This window comes from Halomonas sediminis (assembly GCF_044871105.1).
In the GTDB taxonomy this organism is placed as follows: Bacteria; Pseudomonadota; Gammaproteobacteria; order Pseudomonadales; family Halomonadaceae; genus Vreelandella; species Vreelandella zhuhanensis.
This window is the reverse complement of the sequence record NZ_CP085246.1, coordinates 1,909,953-1,929,745: the sequence shown is the minus strand read 5'-3', so window position 1 is coordinate 1,929,745 and position 19,793 is coordinate 1,909,953. Positions and strand designations below refer to the sequence as shown.

General features: G+C 55.6%; 22 protein-coding genes and 2 tRNA genes. 16 read left to right on the top strand and 8 right to left on the bottom strand.

Annotated elements, in window-relative coordinates; genetic code table 11:
* Window positions 1-70 precede the first annotated feature (70 nt).
* The 4 genes from LG290_RS09265 to LG290_RS09250 all read left to right on the top strand — a co-directional run bounded on the left by LG290_RS09265 (window position 71) and on the right by LG290_RS09250 (window position 3,231).
* Window positions 71-1,447, top strand: coding sequence for a class II fumarate hydratase (locus LG290_RS09265; RefSeq protein WP_499834588.1), 1,377 nt, complete (start codon window positions 71-73; stop codon window positions 1,445-1,447).
* Between the two features lie 39 nt (window positions 1,448-1,486).
* Window positions 1,487-2,974: a glycerol kinase GlpK gene (glpK, locus tag LG290_RS09260; protein WP_499834587.1), complete on the top strand. Its 1,488-nt coding sequence runs from the start codon at window positions 1,487-1,489 to the stop codon at window positions 2,972-2,974.
* A gap of 65 nt (window positions 2,975-3,039) precedes the next feature.
* Window positions 3,040-3,116, top strand: a tRNA-Val gene (locus LG290_RS09255).
* 38 nt (window positions 3,117-3,154) lie between these two features.
* A tRNA-Val gene (locus tag LG290_RS09250) sits at window positions 3,155-3,231 on the top strand.
* Window positions 3,232-3,284: 53 nt separating this feature from the next.
* Here LG290_RS09250 and LG290_RS09245 read toward each other — a convergent pair.
* The 4 genes from LG290_RS09245 to LG290_RS09230 all read right to left on the bottom strand — a co-directional run bounded on the left by LG290_RS09245 (window position 3,285) and on the right by LG290_RS09230 (window position 6,416).
* Complete coding sequence (locus LG290_RS09245) at window positions 3,285-3,752, bottom strand: free L-methionine (R)-S-oxide reductase MsrC (protein WP_160418650.1); 468 nt, start codon at window positions 3,750-3,752, stop codon at window positions 3,285-3,287.
* Window positions 3,753-3,849: 97 nt separating this feature from the next.
* Complete coding sequence (locus LG290_RS09240) at window positions 3,850-4,641, bottom strand: MetQ/NlpA family ABC transporter substrate-binding protein (RefSeq protein ID WP_499834586.1); 792 nt, start codon at window positions 4,639-4,641, stop codon at window positions 3,850-3,852.
* 97 nt (window positions 4,642-4,738) lie between these two features.
* On the bottom strand, window positions 4,739-5,392 hold the full coding sequence (locus LG290_RS09235; protein WP_160418648.1) for a methionine ABC transporter permease: 654 nt from the start codon (window positions 5,390-5,392) through the stop codon (window positions 4,739-4,741).
* Window positions 5,373-6,416, bottom strand: coding sequence for a methionine ABC transporter ATP-binding protein (locus LG290_RS09230; RefSeq protein ID WP_160418647.1), 1,044 nt, complete (start codon window positions 6,414-6,416; stop codon window positions 5,373-5,375). Before LG290_RS09230 ends, LG290_RS09235 begins: the two co-directional genes overlap by 20 nt.
* 303 nt (window positions 6,417-6,719) lie before the next feature.
* Here LG290_RS09230 and LG290_RS09225 point away from each other — a divergent pair, with 303 nt between their 5' ends.
* From LG290_RS09225 to moaE, 10 genes are all read left to right on the top strand, one after another.
* Window positions 6,720-7,349, top strand: coding sequence for a riboflavin synthase subunit alpha (locus tag LG290_RS09225; protein ID WP_499834585.1), 630 nt, complete (start codon window positions 6,720-6,722; stop codon window positions 7,347-7,349).
* A 128-nt stretch (window positions 7,350-7,477) separates the two neighbouring features.
* Entirely contained in the window at window positions 7,478-8,779 is a 1,302-nt protein-coding gene (locus LG290_RS09220; RefSeq protein WP_499834584.1) for an NCS2 family permease, read from the top strand.
* Window positions 8,780-8,811: 32 nt separating this feature from the next.
* Window positions 8,812-9,357, top strand: coding sequence for an adenine phosphoribosyltransferase (locus tag LG290_RS09215; RefSeq protein WP_160418644.1), 546 nt, complete (start codon window positions 8,812-8,814; stop codon window positions 9,355-9,357).
* Window positions 9,358-9,362: 5 nt separating this feature from the next.
* Entirely contained in the window at window positions 9,363-9,842 is a 480-nt protein-coding gene (gene gpt / locus LG290_RS09210) for a xanthine phosphoribosyltransferase (protein ID WP_499834583.1), read from the top strand.
* Window positions 9,843-9,877: 35 nt separating this feature from the next.
* Window positions 9,878-10,570: a uracil-DNA glycosylase gene (ung, locus tag LG290_RS09205; protein ID WP_499834582.1), complete on the top strand. Its 693-nt coding sequence runs from the start codon at window positions 9,878-9,880 to the stop codon at window positions 10,568-10,570.
* A 100-nt stretch (window positions 10,571-10,670) separates the two neighbouring features.
* Complete coding sequence (gene upp / locus LG290_RS09200; protein ID WP_160418641.1) at window positions 10,671-11,300, top strand: uracil phosphoribosyltransferase; 630 nt, start codon at window positions 10,671-10,673, stop codon at window positions 11,298-11,300.
* Between the two features lie 75 nt (window positions 11,301-11,375).
* Window positions 11,376-12,614, top strand: coding sequence for a uracil-xanthine permease family protein (locus LG290_RS09195; protein WP_499834581.1), 1,239 nt, complete (start codon window positions 11,376-11,378; stop codon window positions 12,612-12,614).
* A 67-nt stretch (window positions 12,615-12,681) separates the two neighbouring features.
* On the top strand, window positions 12,682-13,242 hold the full coding sequence (mobB, locus tag LG290_RS09190) for a molybdopterin-guanine dinucleotide biosynthesis protein B (RefSeq protein ID WP_499834580.1): 561 nt from the start codon (window positions 12,682-12,684) through the stop codon (window positions 13,240-13,242).
* 46 nt (window positions 13,243-13,288) lie between these two features.
* Window positions 13,289-14,092 (top strand): cyclic pyranopterin monophosphate synthase MoaC, encoded by an 804-nt coding sequence (gene moaC, locus LG290_RS09185; protein ID WP_499834579.1) that lies wholly within the window; start codon window positions 13,289-13,291, stop codon window positions 14,090-14,092.
* Window positions 14,093-14,094: 2 nt separating this feature from the next.
* Complete coding sequence (moaE, locus tag LG290_RS09180) at window positions 14,095-14,559, top strand: molybdopterin synthase catalytic subunit MoaE (protein ID WP_499834578.1); 465 nt, start codon at window positions 14,095-14,097, stop codon at window positions 14,557-14,559.
* Window positions 14,560-14,588: 29 nt separating this feature from the next.
* On the opposite strand, the gene LG290_RS09175 is transcribed toward moaE, so the two are convergent.
* Together LG290_RS09175 and LG290_RS09170 are read right to left on the bottom strand one after the other, a co-directional pair.
* Complete coding sequence (locus LG290_RS09175; RefSeq protein WP_499834577.1) at window positions 14,589-16,172, bottom strand: ribonuclease J; 1,584 nt, start codon at window positions 16,170-16,172, stop codon at window positions 14,589-14,591.
* A gap of 650 nt (window positions 16,173-16,822) precedes the next feature.
* Window positions 16,823-17,410, bottom strand: a complete 588-nt coding sequence (locus LG290_RS09170) for a gamma-glutamylcyclotransferase (RefSeq protein WP_499834576.1) — start codon at window positions 17,408-17,410, stop codon at window positions 16,823-16,825.
* A 125-nt stretch (window positions 17,411-17,535) separates the two neighbouring features.
* Here LG290_RS09170 and LG290_RS09165 point away from each other — a divergent pair, with 125 nt between their 5' ends.
* Window positions 17,536-18,222, top strand: a complete 687-nt coding sequence (locus LG290_RS09165) for a metallophosphoesterase (protein WP_499834575.1) — start codon at window positions 17,536-17,538, stop codon at window positions 18,220-18,222.
* An 8-nt stretch (window positions 18,223-18,230) separates the two neighbouring features.
* Here the strand turns inward: LG290_RS09165 and LG290_RS09160 are convergent, their stop codons facing one another.
* Complete coding sequence (locus LG290_RS09160) at window positions 18,231-18,479, bottom strand: hypothetical protein (RefSeq protein ID WP_499834574.1); 249 nt, start codon at window positions 18,477-18,479, stop codon at window positions 18,231-18,233.
* Window positions 18,480-18,627: 148 nt separating this feature from the next.
* Here LG290_RS09160 and LG290_RS09155 point away from each other — a divergent pair, with 148 nt between their 5' ends.
* Complete coding sequence (locus LG290_RS09155) at window positions 18,628-19,284, top strand: LysM peptidoglycan-binding domain-containing protein (protein WP_499834573.1); 657 nt, start codon at window positions 18,628-18,630, stop codon at window positions 19,282-19,284.
* A gap of 25 nt (window positions 19,285-19,309) precedes the next feature.
* Here LG290_RS09155 and LG290_RS09150 read toward each other — a convergent pair whose 3' ends face one another.
* Window positions 19,310-19,744, bottom strand: a complete 435-nt coding sequence (locus LG290_RS09150) for a RidA family protein (protein WP_160418629.1) — start codon at window positions 19,742-19,744, stop codon at window positions 19,310-19,312.
* Between the last annotated feature and the right edge of the window lie 49 nt (window positions 19,745-19,793).

The window sequence follows — 19,793 nt, the reverse complement described above, 5'->3', positions numbered from 1 at the left end:
GCGCTTTTTAAAGAGGCACTCTTTTAGAAAAATGTATTTTTATCCCACTGGGTTAGGGAGGTAACGTCTCATGAGCACACGTATCGAACGCGACAGCATGGGGGAGCTGGAAGTGCCGGAGAAGGCGCTTTACGGAGCCCAGACCCAGCGTGCCGTCAACAACTTTCCGGTTTCCGGCTCGCCTATGCCCAGCCGGTTCATTCATGCCATTGCCCGGATCAAGCTTGCCGCCGCCCATACCAACCGGGATCTCGGCCTGCTGGACAGCGCACGTGCCGATGCCATCATCAAGGCGGCGGAAGCGGTAATCGCCGGCGAGCATGACAACCAGTTTCCGGTCGACGTGTTCCAAACCGGTTCCGGTACGTCCAGCAACATGAACGTCAATGAAGTGATCGCGACCCTAGCCAGTCGTGAGGGCGTCGAGGTCAACCCCAACGACCACGTCAACATGGGGCAGTCGAGCAATGATGTGATTCCCACGGCGATTCATGTAGCGGCGGCAATCGCGGTAGACACACATTTGCGTCCCGCCCTGGTGCATCTGCACGCTCAGATCACCCAGCGTGCCGACAGCTTGCAGCATGTCACCAAGACCGGTCGCACTCACTTGATGGACGCCATGCCCTTGCGCATGGATCAAGAGCTTGGGGCTTGGGCCAGCCAGATAAATCAAGCCATCGAGCGCCTGGACAGTGCCATGCAGCGGCTGTGCCGGTTGGCGCAGGGTGGCACGGCAGTGGGAACCGGCATCAATGCGCCGCCCGAATTCGCCGAGCGTATGGCGCAGCACTTGAGCCGTCAGACAGGGCTTGCCTTCGAGCCCAATGACAGCTTCTTTGCCAGCCTCGCTTCCCAGGATGCCGCCGTTGAACTTTCCGGCCAGCTCAAGGGATTGGCGTGCGTGGTGATGAAAATTGCCAACGACCTGCGCTGGATGAATTCCGGGCCCCTGGCCGGGCTGGGCGAGATCGAGCTCGAGGCACTGCAGCCCGGCAGTTCGATCATGCCGGGCAAGGTCAACCCGGTGATACCCGAGTCCGCCGCTCAGGCAGCCGCTCAGGTGATCGGCCTGGACATGGCGATCACCGTGGCGGGGCAGAGCGGTAATTTCCAGCTCAACGTCATGTTGCCGCTGGTTGCCTCCAACCTGCTCACTTCCATCATGCTGATGGGTAATACCGCAAGCTTACTCGCGGATAGGGCCATAGCTACCTTCAAGGTCCGTGAAGATAATCTTCAGGGACCCTTGGCGCGTAACCCGATACTGGTCACCGCCTTGAATAACGTGATTGGCTATAACGCCGCCGCCGCTGTTGCCAAGAAGGCCTATCAGGCAGGGCGACCGATTATCGATGTGGCCGAGGAGCAGACCGACCTCGACAGGGAAACGCTGGAAAGGCTGCTTGACCCTGCCGTTCTGACCCGTGGCGGCATTCCCGAGTAAATAAGAACCGAATAAACAAAAACGAGCACAGGGACGCGGATGGCCAATTATCTTCTCGCAATTGATCAGGGAACCACCAGCTCCCGAGCAATTGTGTTTGACCGGCAGGGGCGCAGCGTAGCCTCTGCACAACAGGAGTTTGCTCAATGTTTTCCCGCCGATGGCTGGGTGGAGCATCAACCGGAAACCATCTGGGAAAGTGTGTTGAGCAGTTGTCGCCAGGCGCTGGAAAATGCCGGCCTGAATGCCGCGCAACTGGATGGAGTGGGCATCACCAATCAACGTGAAACCACCTTGTTGTGGGATCGAGCCACCGGCGAGACGCTGTATCCGGCCATCGTGTGGCAGGACCGGCGTACGATCGAGCATTGTCAGGTGCTGAAAGAAGCAGGGCATGAGTCTATGCTCCAATCACGCACCGGCTTGCTGCTGGACCCTTATTTTTCCGCGACCAAGCTCGCCTGGCTGCTGGATAACATCGAAGGTGCACGTGAGCGTGCCGAGAGAGGTGAGTTGGCCTTTGGCACCGTGGATTCCTTTTTAATCTGGCGGCTGACGCATGGCCGGGTGCATGCCACTGACGCCACCAATGCCTCGCGTACGGCATTGTTCAATATTCATCATCAAGATTGGGACGAGGAATTGCTGGCGCTTTTCGACATACCGGCCGCATTGCTGCCGCAGGTGCGAGACTCCAGCGATGATTTCGGCAAGGTGGATGCCGCCTGGTTGGGGGCAGAATTGCCGATTTCCGGTGTGGCGGGCGACCAGCAGGCTGCCTTGATCGGCCAGGCATGCTTTACCCCGGGGATGGGCAAAAGTACCTATGGGACCGGTTGTTTCATGATCGTCAATACCGGCGATGCGCCCTCGCTATCATGCAATCGATTGCTGACGACGGTTGCCTATCGCCTGAACGGGCGGCCCACTTATGCCATGGAAGGCAGCATTTTCGTGGCCGGGGCGACGGTGCAATGGTTGCGTGATGGTTTGAAACTGTTTGCCAACGCCGCGGAAACCGAAGCGCTGGCGGCGGAGACCCGCAGTGGCCATAGCGTTTACCTGGTGCCGGCCTTTACCGGTTTGGGCGCGCCGCATTGGGACCCCAAGGCGCGTGGGGCGATTTTAGGCCTGACTCGCGATACGGGGATAGCCGAAATTGTCGCGGCAGGGCTGCAGGCGGTGTGCTATCAAACCCGCGATCTCCAGGCCTGCATGAACGATGATATCCAGGCAACGCCAGGCGTCTTGCGCGTCGATGGAGGAATGGTCAGCAATAACTGGCTGATGCAATTTCTGGCCGACATGCTCGATGTAGAGGTGGATCGTCCCGGTATCCTGGAAACCACCGCCTTGGGTGCGGCCTATCTGGCCGGCTTGCGGTTGGGTTGGTATCGCGATCTGGAGGAAATTTCTCGCCTATGGCAATGCGAGCGACGCTTTACCCCTCAAATGCCCGCGCAAGAGCGCGATGCGCTTTATCAAGGTTGGCGGGAGGCGGTGAATCGTGTGCGTACCACGTCCTGAGCAAGCCATAAAAATGCTTGCATTTCAGGGGTGGGTCCGTAGAATACGCATCCGTTGCTTGCAGCAGGACCATAGCTCAGTTGGTTAGAGCGCCACGTTGACATCGTGGAGGTCGGCGGTTCAAATCCGCCTGGTCCTACCAAGTATTCGCTGCTGCCAACGTCTTTATTACCGGTTTACAGGACCATAGCTCAGTTGGTTAGAGCGCCACGTTGACATCGTGGAGGTCGGCGGTTCAAATCCGCCTGGTCCTACCAGTAAAAACGCCCCTGCAATCCAGATTGTAGGGGCGTTTTTTTGCGTTCGAATTTTATTTGAGATACGGCAAGTCGGTCTGATCCACAAAGATCTTCACTAACGCTTCGATGCCGATCTGATCTTTTTCAGTGAAGCGGCCCGGCTCCGGGCTGTCCAGGTCAAGAACTCCCCATAGCCCTGCATTCATCACCACAGGAATCACCAGCTCCGAGCGCGATGCCGCATCGCAGGCAATATGGTCGGCCACGGCATGCACGTCCTCGATGCGCTGGGTGATCTGGCTGCGCGCCGCTGCGCCACATACACCCTTGCTGAAGGGAATGGGGTGGCAGGCAGGCTTGCCTTGAAACGGTCCCAGGTGAAGCAGTTCGGGGCTGCGCTGCAGATAGAAGCCCACCCAGTTCAACTGGGGAATTTCCTGCATGATGAAGGCACAGCTTTGCGCACTATTGGTTAACCAGTCGCGTGTATCGAGTAAGGCGCTGAGCTGGCGACACAGTAAGGAGTAGTCGGGTTGCATGGTTTCGCCTGAAACGTGAAAGGAAACGAATCAGGCCGGCATGAGCCGGCCTGAAATAGGGCACTATGCACTATGTAGTGTCTAGCAGTGCTTAAACTTACTCGGTCCAGCCGGGAACGGCGCCGCCTTGGAACAGTTCTTCGGCTTTTTCGACAACGGCTTCGCTTTGGTAGGCATCCACCAGCTGGCGGATATCTTCACGGTCTTCATCGCCGCCACGCACGGCAATCAAGTTGACGTAGGGAGATTCGGGACCTTCCTTGATCAAGGCGTCGTCCAAGCTCAGGCCTGCCGGCTGAGCGAAGGTATTGTTGATGAAAGCCATGTCCACATCAGGCAGCACGCGCGGCAACTGAGCGGCTTCGATTTCGTGAAAGCGGAAATTCCGTGGATTTTCGACAATATCGATCGGGGTGGCTTCCAGGTTCTTGGGATCATCCAGCGTGATCAGGCCCTTGTTGTGCATCAGGATCAGGGAACGGCCTTCGTTGGAAGGGTCGTTGGGCAGTGCAATCAGAGCACCCTCCGGAAGCTCATCAATATTCTCGTATTTTTCCGAGTAGGCCCCAATGGGGTAAACGAAGGTGTAGCCGGCAATCGCCAGATCGTAGCCCCGGTCATTGTTCATCGACTGCAGGTAGGGCTCGTGCTGGTAGGCATTGGCATCCAGGCTACCATCGGCCAAGGCGGCGTTGGGGGTCACGTAATCCGTGAACTCGATGATTTCGACATTTAGGCCATATTCTTCCTCGGCAATGCGAGCGGCCACTTGCATGACATCGGTTTCAGGCCCAGCGACGGTGCCCACCTTGAGTGTGTCTGTCTCAGCATTGGCGGTGCTGACGGCAAAAGCGATGGCGGTGAGCCCGCCAAGTAGTAATTTATGCATCCAGAACGCTCCTCTTGAGTTGAATGGACTACTTGGAAATGATATTGCAGGAATAAAAACCCAGTGTCTAATTCATTTTGGTTATTAAGGTTGAAAGCTATTTTCGATCGCTCTTGCGCACCAGGTAGTCACCTAGGCTTTGAAAGCCTTGAACCATTACCACCAGTATCACCACGGTAATCACCATGATGGTGGGGTTGAAGCGGTTGTAGCCGTAGCGTATGCCCAAGTCGCCCAGGCCGCCGCCGCCCACCGCCCCGGCCATGGCCGAGTAGCTCACCAGTGTGACCACGGTAATGGTCAGGCCGGTTATGATGCCCCCGCGGGCTTCCGGGAGCAGTACTTTCCTGACGATCTGCCACGGTGTGGCACCCATGGATTGAGCCGCTTCGACCAGCCCAGGTGAGAGTTCGTTCAGTGCGCCTTCGACCAGACGAGCGACGAAGGGGATGGCGGCAATCGTCAGCGGCACTGAAGCGGCATTGATGCCAATCGAGGTACCCACGAGCATTCGGGTGAACGGAATGATCGCCACCATCAGGATGATGAACGGTATCGAGCGTCCGATGTTGGTGACGATGCTTAATACCTGATTGAGCACCGGCATGGCCAGAATTTGGCGTGGACGAGTGACATAAAGCATCACGCCCAAAGGGACGCCAAGCAATGTCGAGATCATCCCCGATATCGCCACCATATACAGGGTGTCCAGAGTGGCCTGGAGAATAAGGTCAAGCATTGCGCTGGACATGGCCAAGTACCTCTATCTGCAATTGGTGGGATTCCAGATACGCCATGGCGTCCCGGGTTTGCTGGGGTGTGCCGAGAAGCTCGGCAATCATTAGCCCCAGGGTACGATCCTGAATGGATTCCACCTTGGCTTGAAGAATGCTGACATCCACTTCGCACTCCCGCGCCAGGCGAGAAATCAGCGGAGTGGAAACCGCGTCACCGGAAAACGTGAGGCGCACGACCGGATGCGTGTGGGTGCCGGCATCGGGGCTCAAGCGTTCAATAAGCTCCTTGGGAGGCTCCAGCTGAAGGAAGTCATTGAGAAATTCACGTCCCAATTGGGTGCGTGGGGCGGTAAAGAAATCGCCTACTTCAGCGTCCTCTACCAGTTCACCATCTGAAATAAGGCTTACCCGATGGCAAATCGACTTCACCACTTCCATTTCGTGAGTGATCAGCAGGATGGTGAGGCCGAGTTTCTTATTGATATCGCGTAAAAGCTCAAGAATCGAGCCGGTGGTCTGGGGGTCGAGTGCTGAGGTGGCTTCATCGCAGAGCAGAACATTGGGCTTGCTGGCCAGCGCACGGGCGATGGCGACGCGCTGTTTCTGGCCGCCGGAAAGCTGGGCGGGGTATTGGTTGGCTTTATCGACCAGGCCGACCAGTTCCAGAAGCGGCCCGACCCGCTGGCGGATCGTGCTGCGGGTTTCTCCCATCAATTCCAAGGGCAAGGCGATATTATCGAATACCGTCCGGCTGGTCAGTAGGTTGAAGTGCTGAAAAATCATCCCGATACGATGGCGGGCCTTGTTCAGTGCCTGAGGGCTCAGGGCGGTCATGTCCTGTCCGTCGACACTGACCTTGCCGGCAGAAGGGCGCTCAAGCAGGTTGACGCAGCGGATCAAGGTCGATTTACCGGCGCCGGACAAGCCGATCACGCCGTGTATTTTGCCTTGAGGAATATGCAGGTTCACGTTTTGCAAGGCGTGGACGGTGTTGGCGCCAACCCCGTAGGTCTTGCTGATGTTTTCAAGGTAAATCATGGGGCGTCTGCCTTGTGGTAGGCCGAAGACACGGGATGTGAGGGCAGGTGCGAAAAAGGGGCATAAAAAAGACCACCCTAGGTGGTGGCCCTAACGCTGGACACACCCTTTTTAGCTGAACTTCATCAGAGAATGTCTGATGGACGCCCGCAATCCGGGGACAAATCGGCGTCATTACATTTGCGGCGAAAGTCTAGAGAGTGACGGGGGGAGTGTCAATTGATTGCGGTGAAGACAACCGCCGCATTATGCTGGGGGCGGTAACAAAGAAGCCATCTAAAACAGCCAGTAAAAGGAGTGCCCATGTTTACCGGTATTGTGCAGGGTACCGCCGAAGTGGTGGAAGTTCGCGAGCTTGAGCAGTTCCGTACCCATGTCATGAAAATGCCCGCCGAGCTATGTGAAGGCTTGCAGCTGGGGGCCTCCGTGGCTCACAACGGCGTCTGCCTGACCGTCACGGCGATCGAGGGAACCCGGATCAGTTTCGACTTGATGCGGGAAACGCTGCGGTTGACCAATCTGGGTAACGTTGTTCCGGGAACCCATGTCAATGTAGAGCGTGCGGCACGTTTTGGCGATGAAATCGGTGGTCATGCGATGTCCGGCCATATCATCGGCATGGCGCCTCTCGTCGCCATCGAAGAAGCACCCAATAACCGGAAGCTATGGTTTGAGCTGCCCAGTGAAAAAGGACGCTTTGTATTTGAAAAGGGCTATATCGGTGTGGATGGGATCAGCCTGACAGTCGGAGAGGTACGCAAAGGGAGTGAAGCATCAAACATACAGTTTTGCGTCAATTTGATTCCCGAAACCTTGGCGCGAACCACCCTGGGGCAACGTGTGCCGGGAGATCAGATCAACATCGAAGTCGACCCCCAAACCCAGGCTATCGTGGAAACAGTGGAGCGGGTGTTGGCTGCACGAAATGATTAGGGTGGACAAGGCTCGTCTACGTATGTCGCCTTAGAGGTTCTCGCATCATCAGGCGCCTTTAGGTACCATGTGCGGCTTTTCTAGCTCCCTTAATGCCACGGCGTTTTCGCGCGCAGGATAAAACATCCATGAAACGTTTCCTCGATAATCATTTCAAGCTCACTGAGCACAAGACAAACGTGAAAACAGAAGTCATCGCCGGGATTACTACTTTCCTGACTATGGCTTACATCATTTTTGTCAATCCGAGTATTCTTTCCGAAGCCGGCATGGATTATGGAGCGGTCTTCGTGGCGACTTGCCTGGCGGCCGCCATTGGCTGTTTGATCATGGGCATATGGGCCAATTACCCCATCGCACAGGCACCGGGAATGGGACTGAACGCCTTTTTCACCTACGGTGTGGTTCTGGGCATGGGTTATACGTGGGAAGCCGCCTTGGGCGCGGTGTTCTTTTCCGGTTTGTGCTTTTTCCTGTTGAGTATTTTCAAGATACGCGAGTGGATCATCAACTCGATTCCGCTTTCTCTGCGCCTTGGCATCGCCGCGGGTATCGGTCTGTTCCTGGCAATGATCGCACTGAAAAACGCCGGCATCGTGGTGGCCAATCCGGCAACCTTCGTGGCGCTGGGTGATCTGTCCCAGCCGCCGGCGATTTATGCCTTGCTGGGCTTTTTCGTGATTACCGCCCTGGCTTACCTCAAGGTCACCGGCGCCGTCATGATCGGTATTCTGGGTATCACTGTGATCGCCATGCTGTTGGGCCACAATGAATACGCCGGGCTCATGTCCATGCCGCCTTCAATCGCCCCGACCTTCATGGCGATGGATTTGATGGGCGCTCTGGACGTGGCGATGCTCAGTGTGATCTTTGCCTTTCTGTTCGTGGATTTGTTCGATACCTCCGGCACCTTGGTAGGTGTGGCGCAACGCGGCAAGCTGTTGGATAAAGATGGCAAGCTGCCACGTCTTGGTCGTGCCATGATGGCTGACAGTGGCGCCTCCATGGCCGGTGCCGCTCTGGGTACTTCAACCACCACCAGCTATATTGAATCCACGGCGGGAATCGTTTCAGGGGGCCGCACCGGGCTTACCGCTGTCGTTGTAGCCATTCTGTTCCTGGCCAGTCTGTTTTTCGCCCCGCTGGCTGGATCGATTCCCGCTTACGCGACGGCGGGGGCGTTGCTTTATGTGGCGGTATTGATGGCGGGTAGCCTGGCGCATGCCAACTGGGATGACCCCACCGATGCCGCCCCGGTGCTGATTGCCGCCTTGGCGATGCCGCTGACATTCTCGATTGCTGAAGGTATTGCCTTGGGTTTTATCAGCTATGCGGCAATCAAGACGCTCTCCGGGCGTTTCAAGGACCTCAACCCGGCGGTCATTCTGCTGGCGCTACTGTTCGCCTTTAAATACCTGTTCCTAGGCTGATTGATTTCCCCCTTCTTTCGATGAGAGACGTGATGAGCATCTACGGCGACTATATCAAGTCCGTTATTCGTACAGTTCCCGACTGGCCCGAGACCGGGGTCAATTTCCGCGATATCACGCCGCTTTTGCAAAATAGCGCGGCCTTTCGCAAACTGATCGATAGCTTTGTGCATCGCTATCAAGAAATGAACCTGGACGCTATCGCCGCTATCGATGCACGAGGTTTTATCATTGGAGCGCCCCTGGCATACGAGCTTGGCTGCAGCTTCGTGCCGGTGCGTAAAAAGGGTAAATTGCCATTCAAGACCATCAGTGAAACCTATACATTGGAATACGGTCATGCCGAGGTCGAACTACACTCGGATGCATTCAAACAGGGGGACCGAATCCTGTTGATGGATGACCTTATCGCTACCGGTGGCACCATGTTGGCAGCGGCTAATTTGATTCAGCGTAGCGGCGGCCATGTGGTTGAAACAGCCACCATTATCGACTTGCCTGACCTGGGTGGTTCCACCAAGATTCGCGAAGCCGGTTACGGCGTTTTCGCGGTATGTTCCTTCACTGAAAACGAGTAACACCCATGAGCAGCGAGCATTATCAACAGCACTTCATCGTTTCCTGGGATCAGTTGCATCGTGATGTGCGCCGGCTATGTCATCAACTGGTCGAGCGAGACTTCAAGGGTATCGTCGCGATTACCCGAGGTGGCTTGATTCCCGCTGCTCTTATCGCCCGCGAGCTCAATGTGCGCCTGATCGATACCGTATGCATCAAGAGCTATGATCACCAGGAGCAAGGCAGTCTGGAGGTGCTCAAGGGCGTGGAACATGACGGCGATGGCTGGTTGCTAGTCGATGACTTGGTGGATACTGGCAAAACGGCCCGCGCCGTGCGTGAAATGTTACCCAAGGCACACTTCGTCACCATCTATGCCAAGCCGGATGGGCGCCCTCTGGTCGATCAGTACGTGACCGAAGTCGCCCAGCAATGCTGGATTCAATTTCCCTGGGACATGGGTGTCACCTATGTCGAACCTCTGGTTGAGCAGGCCAAACGCTGAATGAGGTTTCTATGACCCCTACCTCGATGCCCCCTATGACCAGCACTTCAAACCCGCTTCCCGATGACTGGAACCGCTATTTAGGCGAGGAGTTCAACGCTGACTACATGCAGGCGTTGAAACGCTTTTTGAAGGCGGAAAAAGCCGATGGCAAAGTCATCTATCCGCACTCTTCAAACTGGTTTCGTGCCTTCGAGTTGACCCCGCTGAATGAGGTTCGGGTGGTGATCCTGGGCCAAGACCCTTATCACGGGCCGAACCAGGCGCATGGGCTGTGCTTTTCCGTACAGCCGGGGGTGCCGGTGCCGCCGTCGCTTGCCAATATCTACAAGGAGCTTGCCACTGACGTGGGTGTTACCCCGGTCAAGCATGGCAACCTGGAATATTGGGCGCGGCAAGGCGTATTGCTATTGAATGCCGCCTTGACTGTAGAGCGTGGCAATGCCGCATCGCACCGCGGAAAAGGCTGGGAAAAATTTACCGACCAAGTGATCCGTGTTGTCAGTGAACATGCCAAACCGAGTGTATTTCTGCTTTGGGGCGGTCATGCGCGCCAGAAAAAGGCATTGGTGGATACTCAACGACATCTAGTGCTTGAAGCGCCACATCCATCACCACTTTCCGCTCATCGGGGATTTCTGGGCTGCCGGCATTTTTCGAAGGCCAATGCGTTTCTCGAAGACAATGGACGCGAGCCGATCGACTGGCAATTGCCAGAGTCCCCTTAACCCATTCGTGAGTTAGGCGTAGAATGTCGCGCAATTTTACGCCTTTAACGTCGCCTGAACTTTCGTCATCGTCCTGAACCAGCTATCAAGAGAGATTTCCATGAGTGTCCATACCGTTAAGCATCCATTGGTTCAGCATAAGCTGGGGCTGATGCGAGAAGCTCATCTAAGCACCAAGAGCTTTCGTGAACTGGCCGGTGAGATCGCCAAATTATTGACCTACGAAGCGACCCAGGACCTGGAAGTCGAAGACCAGGAAATCCATGGCTGGAACAATGAGTCGATGGCGGTGCCACGGCTCAAGGGCAAAAAAGTCACCATCGTTCCGATCCTGCGTGCCGGGCTGGGAATGCTGGAAGGCGTAACCGATTTGCTTCCTAGCGCTCGGGTCAGTGTCGTTGGGCTTTATCGCGATGAAGAAAGCCTGGAGCCTGTACCTTATTACGCCAAGTTCGCCAATGACATCGAAGAGCGCATGGCGCTGGTGATTGATCCCATGCTGGCAACGGGCGGCACTATGGTAGCCACCCTGGACATGCTCAAGGAGCAGGGTTGTAAGCATATGAAGGTAATTGTGCTGGTCGCGGCACCGGAGGGCATCAAGCGCGTGCAAGATGCTTATCCCGATATCGAAATCTTTACCGCTTCAATCGATCAGCGATTGGATGAACATGGTTATATCGTTCCCGGCCTGGGAGATGCCGGAGACAAGATTTTCGGAACACGCTAGTTTCCCTCCTTACTGCCCCTCGCATTTTTGATGCCAGGGGCATTTTTTTGGTCATTGTTGCCCGGAGATTGTTACATGAGTGACGCCGTTTCTGCAGCCAAGGCGGAATCCTTGCTGCGCGTACTTCTCACCGGCGCCCAAATGCTATTTGTGGCATTCGGTGCTTTGGTTTTGGTGCCGTTACTGACAGGGCTTGACCCCAGTGTGGCGCTATTTACCGCAGGTGCCGGGACACTGCTGTTCCACACCGTTACTCGGCAAAGTGTGCCGGTATTTCTTGCCTCGTCATTTGCTTTCATTGCGCCGATCCAAGGCTCAATAGCGAGTTTCGGCATTTCCGCGACCATGGGCGGTCTGATGGCGGCAGGACTGGTGTATGTGTTGATTTCTCAGGCTGTCCGGTTGAAAGGGACGGTCTGGTTGCATCGCCTTTTGCCGGCGGTGGTGGTCGGGCCGGTCATCATGGTGATCGGGCTGGCACTGGCGCCGGTAGCGGTAAGTATGGCCACCGGTGAAACCAGCGACAACATCGATTACGGCGCGGCAATTTTTCTTTCCATGACCAGCTTGCTGGTGACTTTGGTGCTGGCTGTATTCGGGAGAGGGTTGCTGCGTCTGATTCCGATCATGGGAGGTATTGTTACTGGCTATGTACTGGCGCTCTTGATGGGTGCCGTGGATTTCACCCCGGTACGCGAAGCCGCCTGGCTGGCCATTCCGGCCTTTACCGCCCCTAGCTTTCATTGGGCCGCGATCTTGTTCATGATCCCTGTTGCCATTGCGCCAGCGGTGGAACATATCGGTGATATGGTTGCCATCGGCTCGGTCACGCGCAAGAATTACCTGGAAACCCCTGGCCTGCATCGCACCTTGCTGGGAGATGGCTTGGCGACCACCGTGGCGGCCCTATTGGGTGGCCCTCCCAACACGACTTATTCGGAAGTTACCGGTGCGGTAACCCTGACCCGAGCCTTCAATCCTTTGTACATGATAGTGGCCGCGGTGCTTGCGGTATTGCTGGCCTTCATTTCCAAGCTGGGGGCATTGCTGCAAACCATTCCCGGTCCGGTGATGGGCGGTATCATGACCTTGCTGTTCGGTTCGATTGCAGTGGTTGGCATGAATACCCTGGTGCGTGCCGGACACTCGCTCACCGCTCCGCGTAACTTGGTGGTGGTGTCGTTGATTTTGGTATTCGGGATCGGCGGTATGCAATTTGGCGAAGGGCAATTCACCTTGCAAGGGGTGAGTCTTGCAGCATTGGTAGGTATTGTATTGAATTGGGTGTTGCCAGCTGCCGGCGAAGATGAATAATCAGGCGGCACGTAACGAAATACCACAAAGAAATACTTTCAAAGAGATGTCTTAAAAAAGAGTAGTTATGAACGCATTGTCGACCTTGTCATTCGAGCCTGATTTGCCACTGCTGGGTATTGCCGCCTGGAGTGGCACCGGCAAGACGACGTTATTGGAAAAGCTGCTTCCGGTACTGCGCGAACAGGGGCTCAAGGTGGCGGTGATCAAGCATGCTCATCATGAATTCGATGTGGATAAACCCGGCAAGGATAGCCACCGTTTGCGTTGTGCCGGTGCCACGCCGATGCTGGTGGCATCGCACAAACGACTTGCCCTGATGATGGAAACACCGGGGCAGGAGGAGCCGGACTTGCCCGCCTTGGTCGAGTCCTTGCGCTGCTATTCACCGGATCTGATTCTGGTAGAAGGCTTCAAAACCTGGCCATTTCCCAAGCTTGCGCTTCATCGAGATACCTGTGGCGATACAAGCCTCGTGCAGGATACTTGGGTGCGTGCGGTTGCCACCAATCAACCCGAAGCGCTTACCCTGAAGGAGGGCGTCGAGGTGCTGGATATTGATGATATGGCGGACATTGCCGCCTGGGTGAAAAAATGGCCCGCGCGCTGGAAGGCATCGTTGGCTTAGCCTTGGTCTATCTCCTTAACACTCAACTTGTCGATAGAGGAAACGCATGAACTTGACGCATCTGAACGCCCATGGCGAAGCCCATATGGTGGATGTGACGGACAAAGCTGAAACGTCTCGTGAAGCCGTGGCATCCGGGTGTGTGTTCATGCAGCCGGCAACCCTGGCGTTGCTGGTGGAAGGGGGCTTGCCCAAGGGCGATGTCCTGGCCACTGCACGTATTGCGGGTATTCAGGCTGCAAAACGCACCCATGAGCTAATTCCACTATGCCATGCGCTGGCGCTCTCCAAGGTCTCCGTCGACTTTTTGATCAACCATGAACAACATTGCGTCGAGGTTTCTGCTACCTGCCGTTTGATGGGGCGCACTGGCGTTGAAATGGAAGCGTTGACCGCCGTCTCGGTCGCCTGTCTGACGCTCTATGATATGTGCAAGGCCGTCGACAAGACCATACAGATCGAGGCCATTCGCCTGGATAGTAAGACCGGGGGGAAAAGCGGTGATTATCGGCGGGCCGGTTATGCGTCGGAAGCGCCTATCGTGACCGGCGAAGGAGATGCCGGTGAAGTCTCATTGAGAGAGCGATGCCCCACGGCGGGGGTCAGGGTCAAATTTCTGGCGGAACTCCGCGAGCGACTGGCCACCAGTGAAAGTTTCGTAAGCCTGGATGAATTACCTAGGCGGGATATTGCCGGCTTGAAAGCAGTCCTCGCTCAGCGTGATCCTCGCTTTGCTCTGCTTAACGAACAACGCACTCTCTGTGCTATCAATCAGGTCATGGCCAACGATACAGCCCGTATTACCGATGATGATGAGGTTGCTTTCTTCCCGCCGGTCACAGGGGGCTAGCCATGGCGGATATCGAGATAAGAGTGCAGTCCGACGCCTTTGCCATCACCCATGGCTATCCGGAAACGCTAAATGGACGAACGGATATCGGGGCGGTAGTCAGCTTCACCGGCTTGGTACGCGATTTCAATGAAGCTCCCGAGGTAACGGGCCTGAGCCTTGAGCACTACCCCGGCATGACGGAAAAAACTTTGCACGCCATTGCCGAGCAAGCATGGCAGCGTTGGACGTTGCAGGCCGTGCGGGTGGTTCATCGAGTGGGTCACTTGCAGCCTGGGGATCCCATTGTCAGGGTGCTGGTCGCCAGTGCTCATCGGCGTGATGCGTTTCAAGCCTGTGACTTCATTATGGACTTGCTCAAGACAGAAGCACCGTTCTGGAAAAAAGAGCACGCCAAAAGTGGAGATTATTGGGTGAAGGAGCGCCATACGGATCAAGCCGATGCCCAGCGCTGGTCATCCTCCTGATTGCGACCGTTTGAACAGAAGCGGGCGACTCATGTCGACTGCGGCATTTCCTCCGCCATGATTTGTAGATGTACCTCTGGCATGCGCTGAAGATGGGTTGTCAGCCAATCGACCAACCGAGGTTGCAGGGCTGCTCTCAATTCGGAAAGCGTGTCGGCATGAATGTCGTCCAACTGCTCATCGAGCCAATCCACGAAACTGTCTTCATCCATCGGACTGGTGGCATTGCTATCAAGCATCAGCCGCCCGATGCGCGTCCAGCCCGTCTCGGTCGCCGCCACCGGCAAGGCCAGATACAGGCTGCCGTGGCGTGAACGCTGATGTGATCCATCCAGGCCCGGATGCGGCACCACGCTGTCCTGGCTGACGATGCAGGGCGGCTGAGGATGGCGCTTCTCCAAGGTAAGGCCGTTGGCATCCAGGCGTATCATGTCGCCGTTTACGGGCGCTAGAGGCGCCTGGATATCCATTTCCCGTGCAAGCGCTTGATGTGCCTGTTGATGACGTGCCTCACCATGCACGGGCAACAGGTAGCGCGGCTGCGTCCATTGATACAGCTTGCGTAACTCATCCTGAGCAGGGTGGCCTGTGGCATGTAGCTCGGGATGGTTGAACTCGTCATACAGGCTGACTTCAAGGCGAGCCAGCGAGGTCTTCAAGCGTTCGATCATGCGTTCGTTGCCGGGAATCGCCTTGGCGGAAAAGATCACGCTGTCGCCGGGCTGAAGCTCAAAATGCGAATGCCGCCCTTGGGCAAGGCGCTGCAGGGCCGCGCGGGGTTCTCCCTGGCTGCCGGTGGCGATCACTACGACCTCTTCCGGCGGCAGATAGCCTAAGTCATGGACGGGCACCAACGGCGGAAAATCATCGAGATATCCCAAACCCCGCGCCACCGTCACCATGCGTTCCATTGAGCGTCCCATCAAGCTGATGCGCCGGCCGCTGCGCTGCGCTGCCCGGCCAATGGCCACGATTCTGGCGATATTACTGGAAAAACACGATACCACGATACGCCCGGTGCATTGGGCCATGGTGGTTTCCAGGGCCACGGCCACGCCGCCTTCGCTACCCGAATGGCCCGGCAGCGGCGCATTGGTGGAATCTCCCACCACCAGATCGACCGGCGCCAAGGCGCGCAGCATCGCGGCAGATACCGGCGCACCGACCAGCGGGTCGGGGTCGAGTTTCCAGTCTCCGGTATGCAGCACTCGATAATTGCCGACAGCCATGATCAAAGCACAGCTTTCGGGAATGGAGTGAGTCATCGGGAGATAGCGTAGCGTAAAAGGGCCATTCTCCAGCGCTTCGCCGGGCTCGACGATCGTAATGGCATCGGTCGCCAAACCACGCTCGGAAAATTTCAGGCGCAAAAGCTCGGCGGCCAGGGGAGTGGCGTAGATAGGACAACCCCAATGGGGCCACAACCAGGCAGCTGCGCCGATATGGTCTTCATGGCCATGGGTAATGAAGAGTGCCCGAGGAATGATCCCCAATGCCGTGGCAGTATCGAGATTGGGTACCTGTAGTGGAAAATCAGGCAGATCCTGACGAATCATCATGCCGCAATCAATGGCGATCCAGTGACCGTCATGGCCGTAAAGGCTCAGATTCATGCCGATTTCACCACAGCCTCCTAGCGGCAAAAAATGCAGGGGGTGGCGACGGCGGGGGCGAATTTGGACACGCGGTTGAAGCATCGGTAATTACGAACCTGAAGTAATAAGCCTTCAACTATACGGGAAGGGAGGCGGGAGTCACAATCCAGGTTGCCTAAAGTACCGTCCTCAGACGTTTTTAAAAGTACATGTGCGCCTAACTACCTAGTTGCCAGCCTCTGCCATGGCCAGCGCATCTTGATGGGGATGGCCATGTACTGTATCGCTTCATTTAACGGGGTCAGTATGGTGCCAAGGTGTCGGTAGCATAGTGCGCTGCTCAGCATCCCAGGGCACTGCTTCAACAACAGTTCACATTGCTGAGCGGCAAGAGAAAGTTGCTCGGTAGCTTCCGGTACGAACAGTGGCTTTGACTGATGGCAGCAGCGCTTCAGTTCACGGGACAGCATCATCACCATGCTGGTATCCAGCCAGCAAGGCAAAGGGTCCTCCAGCCTGCCGGCGATAGAGCTCTGGACCGCCTCGAAAGAGGTGCGCAAAAATAGAGCAGTTTGGTGAGTTTGGCGCTGTTCATTTGTCATAGTGGGCTGTCTTTAAAAGATATAGATTCTTATTCTCAATTAAAGATATATTTTCATGTATCGCTGTCAATGGCAAGGCGACTGCTCTGAACTTATTCTCGATCGCACATGCTCCGCCAGCGTGAACACATGTGCATCCTCAGCACCCAACTCTTCCAGTGCGGTTGCCAAGTGGAGCAAGTAGTCACGGTTGGAGCCGCTGGGACCATAGGCAGTGGCGATTTGTTCGGCGAGCGCATCAAGAGAGGCTGCGCCCAGAAAAGCGGCGTTGTCCTCTGTGGCCAAATAAATCAACCCTTCGGTGTGACTGCCATCCGCAAAGTGCAAGGTGATGAGCTCGCGTAGATAGCCATTTTTTTCGCGAATGTCCAACGCGTGCAAGGTACTGGCGTTAATGCGATAGGCCATACCCTGACAGGTAGCGCCGGGTTCATTGATCAAGGTGACCACACGCCCCGGTGATGCCGGGGTGCCTCGGTGGTCATGAGAGCCCTGCCAGAAGCGGCGTGCCCAATGGTGAATATAGGCGGGGTGGCGTTCGAGATAAGGAAACTCCGCTTTCCAGATCAAGGAGCCGTAGCCGAACAGCCAAAGTTCGGCGTCATCATCAAACGGCATGCGCTGCTGGTTAAGCTGGGCGGTGTCAAGTGTCATCAATATTCTCACTCTCTTGTTGCGTCTCTTGGTGCGATAAAGGCGTTGTTGGTCACAAGGAGCAAGCTGGTGTGGCTGCTACTCTATAAAGACAGCATTGTATCCTTGTGGAAAGGAGGTGGCCCATGTTGGTGACACATGCAACCAATCGAGATGGGCGTGATTGGGTAGCAGGGGATATTCACGGCCAATACGATACCCTGTTCGAGGCGCTTGCTCAGGCTGGGTTCGATAGAAAACATGACCGGTTGTTCCAGGTGGGTGATCTTATCGACCGTGGCCGCGACTCCTTCAAATGTCTGTCCTTGGCTTTCGAGCCCTGGTTTTTCGGGGTGCTCGGCAATCATGAGCAATTAGCGCTGGATGCTTTTCGTACCGGTGGAAGCGCCTGGGAGTTATGGATGCTCAATGGCGGCAAGTGGGTCTATTCCGAAAACCCCAACGAGGTGGCCGCCGTACTTGAAGAGGCGGTGAAACACCTGCCGCTGGCGCGCGAGATCAACGCTGGCCGGTATCGTATCGGAATGGTTCACGCCGAACCGCCTCAGGATTGGCTCAGACTCAAAGACGCTGCCGATGTTTACCGCGATACTCTCACCTGGGGTCGCAAACGTTACAAGGCTCAAGACAACCGCCTCGTGAGCGGAATCAATGCGGTGGTGGTGGGGCATACAATCGTAAAGGCACCTATCTGGTTAGGAAATGTGCTCTATCTGGATACCGGCGCCTTCATGAAAGACGGCTATCTAACGCTTGTGCCGCTCGACGAAATCATCGCCATGACACCCTCCGATTTTTCAGACAGATCCTGATTATTTGATCACGCAAATTCAGAATCCGTGGTTTTCACGTGGACGGCGTCTTCCTCACCCTGTACCCACACTGAAAAGTCGCCGCCACCCAAATGAGTAACGGCATGGCCTTCTCGGGTCTTGAAAGAGGAAAGGCCGTTCTGGACGGCTCCTTCATGGTGTAAATTATTGATATGCTTGACACTTGAGAAAATATCGATGAAATATTCATTACCTGCGTCATCAAACGCCATGATGGTTCTCTCGTACTGATGCATGTTTCTCACCTGCTTGAATGCCATTGAATATGGATGACGTACTCAGCATAAACATAGCTAACAACGAGCGTTGGCGCCTTGGAGTTAGATGAACCATATTAGTAAGTAGCCTGGTAACGAGGCGTGCTTTGCTACAGGGAGATGCAACATGAAAGTACCTTTTTACCTTTGGGCTACTCGTGCTGGCGTCGCCAAATCGATGGGTATTGCCATGATTGCGGGGATGTTGCTGGGGCACTCGGTCCCAGGGCTGGCCCAGCAGGACCAGGACGCGCCGAAAACCGAAGCATCGGTCGAAGAGATAGAGAAATCCAGGGAGCAACTGGAAGACGAGCTTTCCGTGACGCGTAGCGAATTGGAAAACCATAAGGAAGAAATGCAAAAGATGCGTGAGCGCATCGAATATCTTGAAGGTGAGTTGGCCGAGACGCTTGAAGAGAAGGCCGCAGCCGCGACAGCTAACGACTCTCAAGAGGAAACCGAAGAAGAAGGCAGCGTGAATCTCGAAAGTGCCAAAGACACCGCCGGCGAAACTGCTCAGGCATTGGCTGATGCCTACCGTCGCGATAATCCCGAAGAAATCGAACAGTACTCCGAGCAGCTGTATCACGATCAGAGGCTGGTTTCATTGATGCAGGATGACACCACGCTTTATCGGGTTAAACAGGGAGAAAGCCTGGCCAATATCGCCATGCGCTATTACGGAGATGCCAATCGTTGGCCTGAGATTCATGAGGCCAATAGCCATGTCATTGAGAATCCGGATAGGTTGTGGCCGCGAATGACGCTGCTTCTACCCATGTAAGGTCGCTTTCATGTGAACTAGCTTTCTAGCGGTCGCCTTGTTCACCGTTCGCGTCGCCTTCATTGTCTTTCGGTTTGTGGGGGCGTCGTGCCATCAAGGTAATCTCGACGTGGGAGCCGTCGTAGAGTCGTGGCGACTCGGTGCAGGTACGGGCTGGGTAGCGACTGTGATTGAAAAATTCAGCATAGACGGCATCCACCTGCTGGGCGTTATCGAGATTGGTGAGATGAATATCCACACGGACGGTATCGGCGATATTACATCCTGCATATTCGAGCAATTTGACCAAGCGGCGCATGACCCAGCGGGTTTCTTCGTGAATATTGCCGAGCACGGTTTCTCCCCCTGGAATATCCATCACTGTCAGACCCGAGATAAACGCATAATGATCATCCAGCACGATATGGCTACCTGGGAATAATGGCTGGTTCAGGGTGGGATCATTCAGATAGTTCGGCATCTTGACGTCCTTTCGAGTCGAGACAATATGACAATTATCATGATAGCTA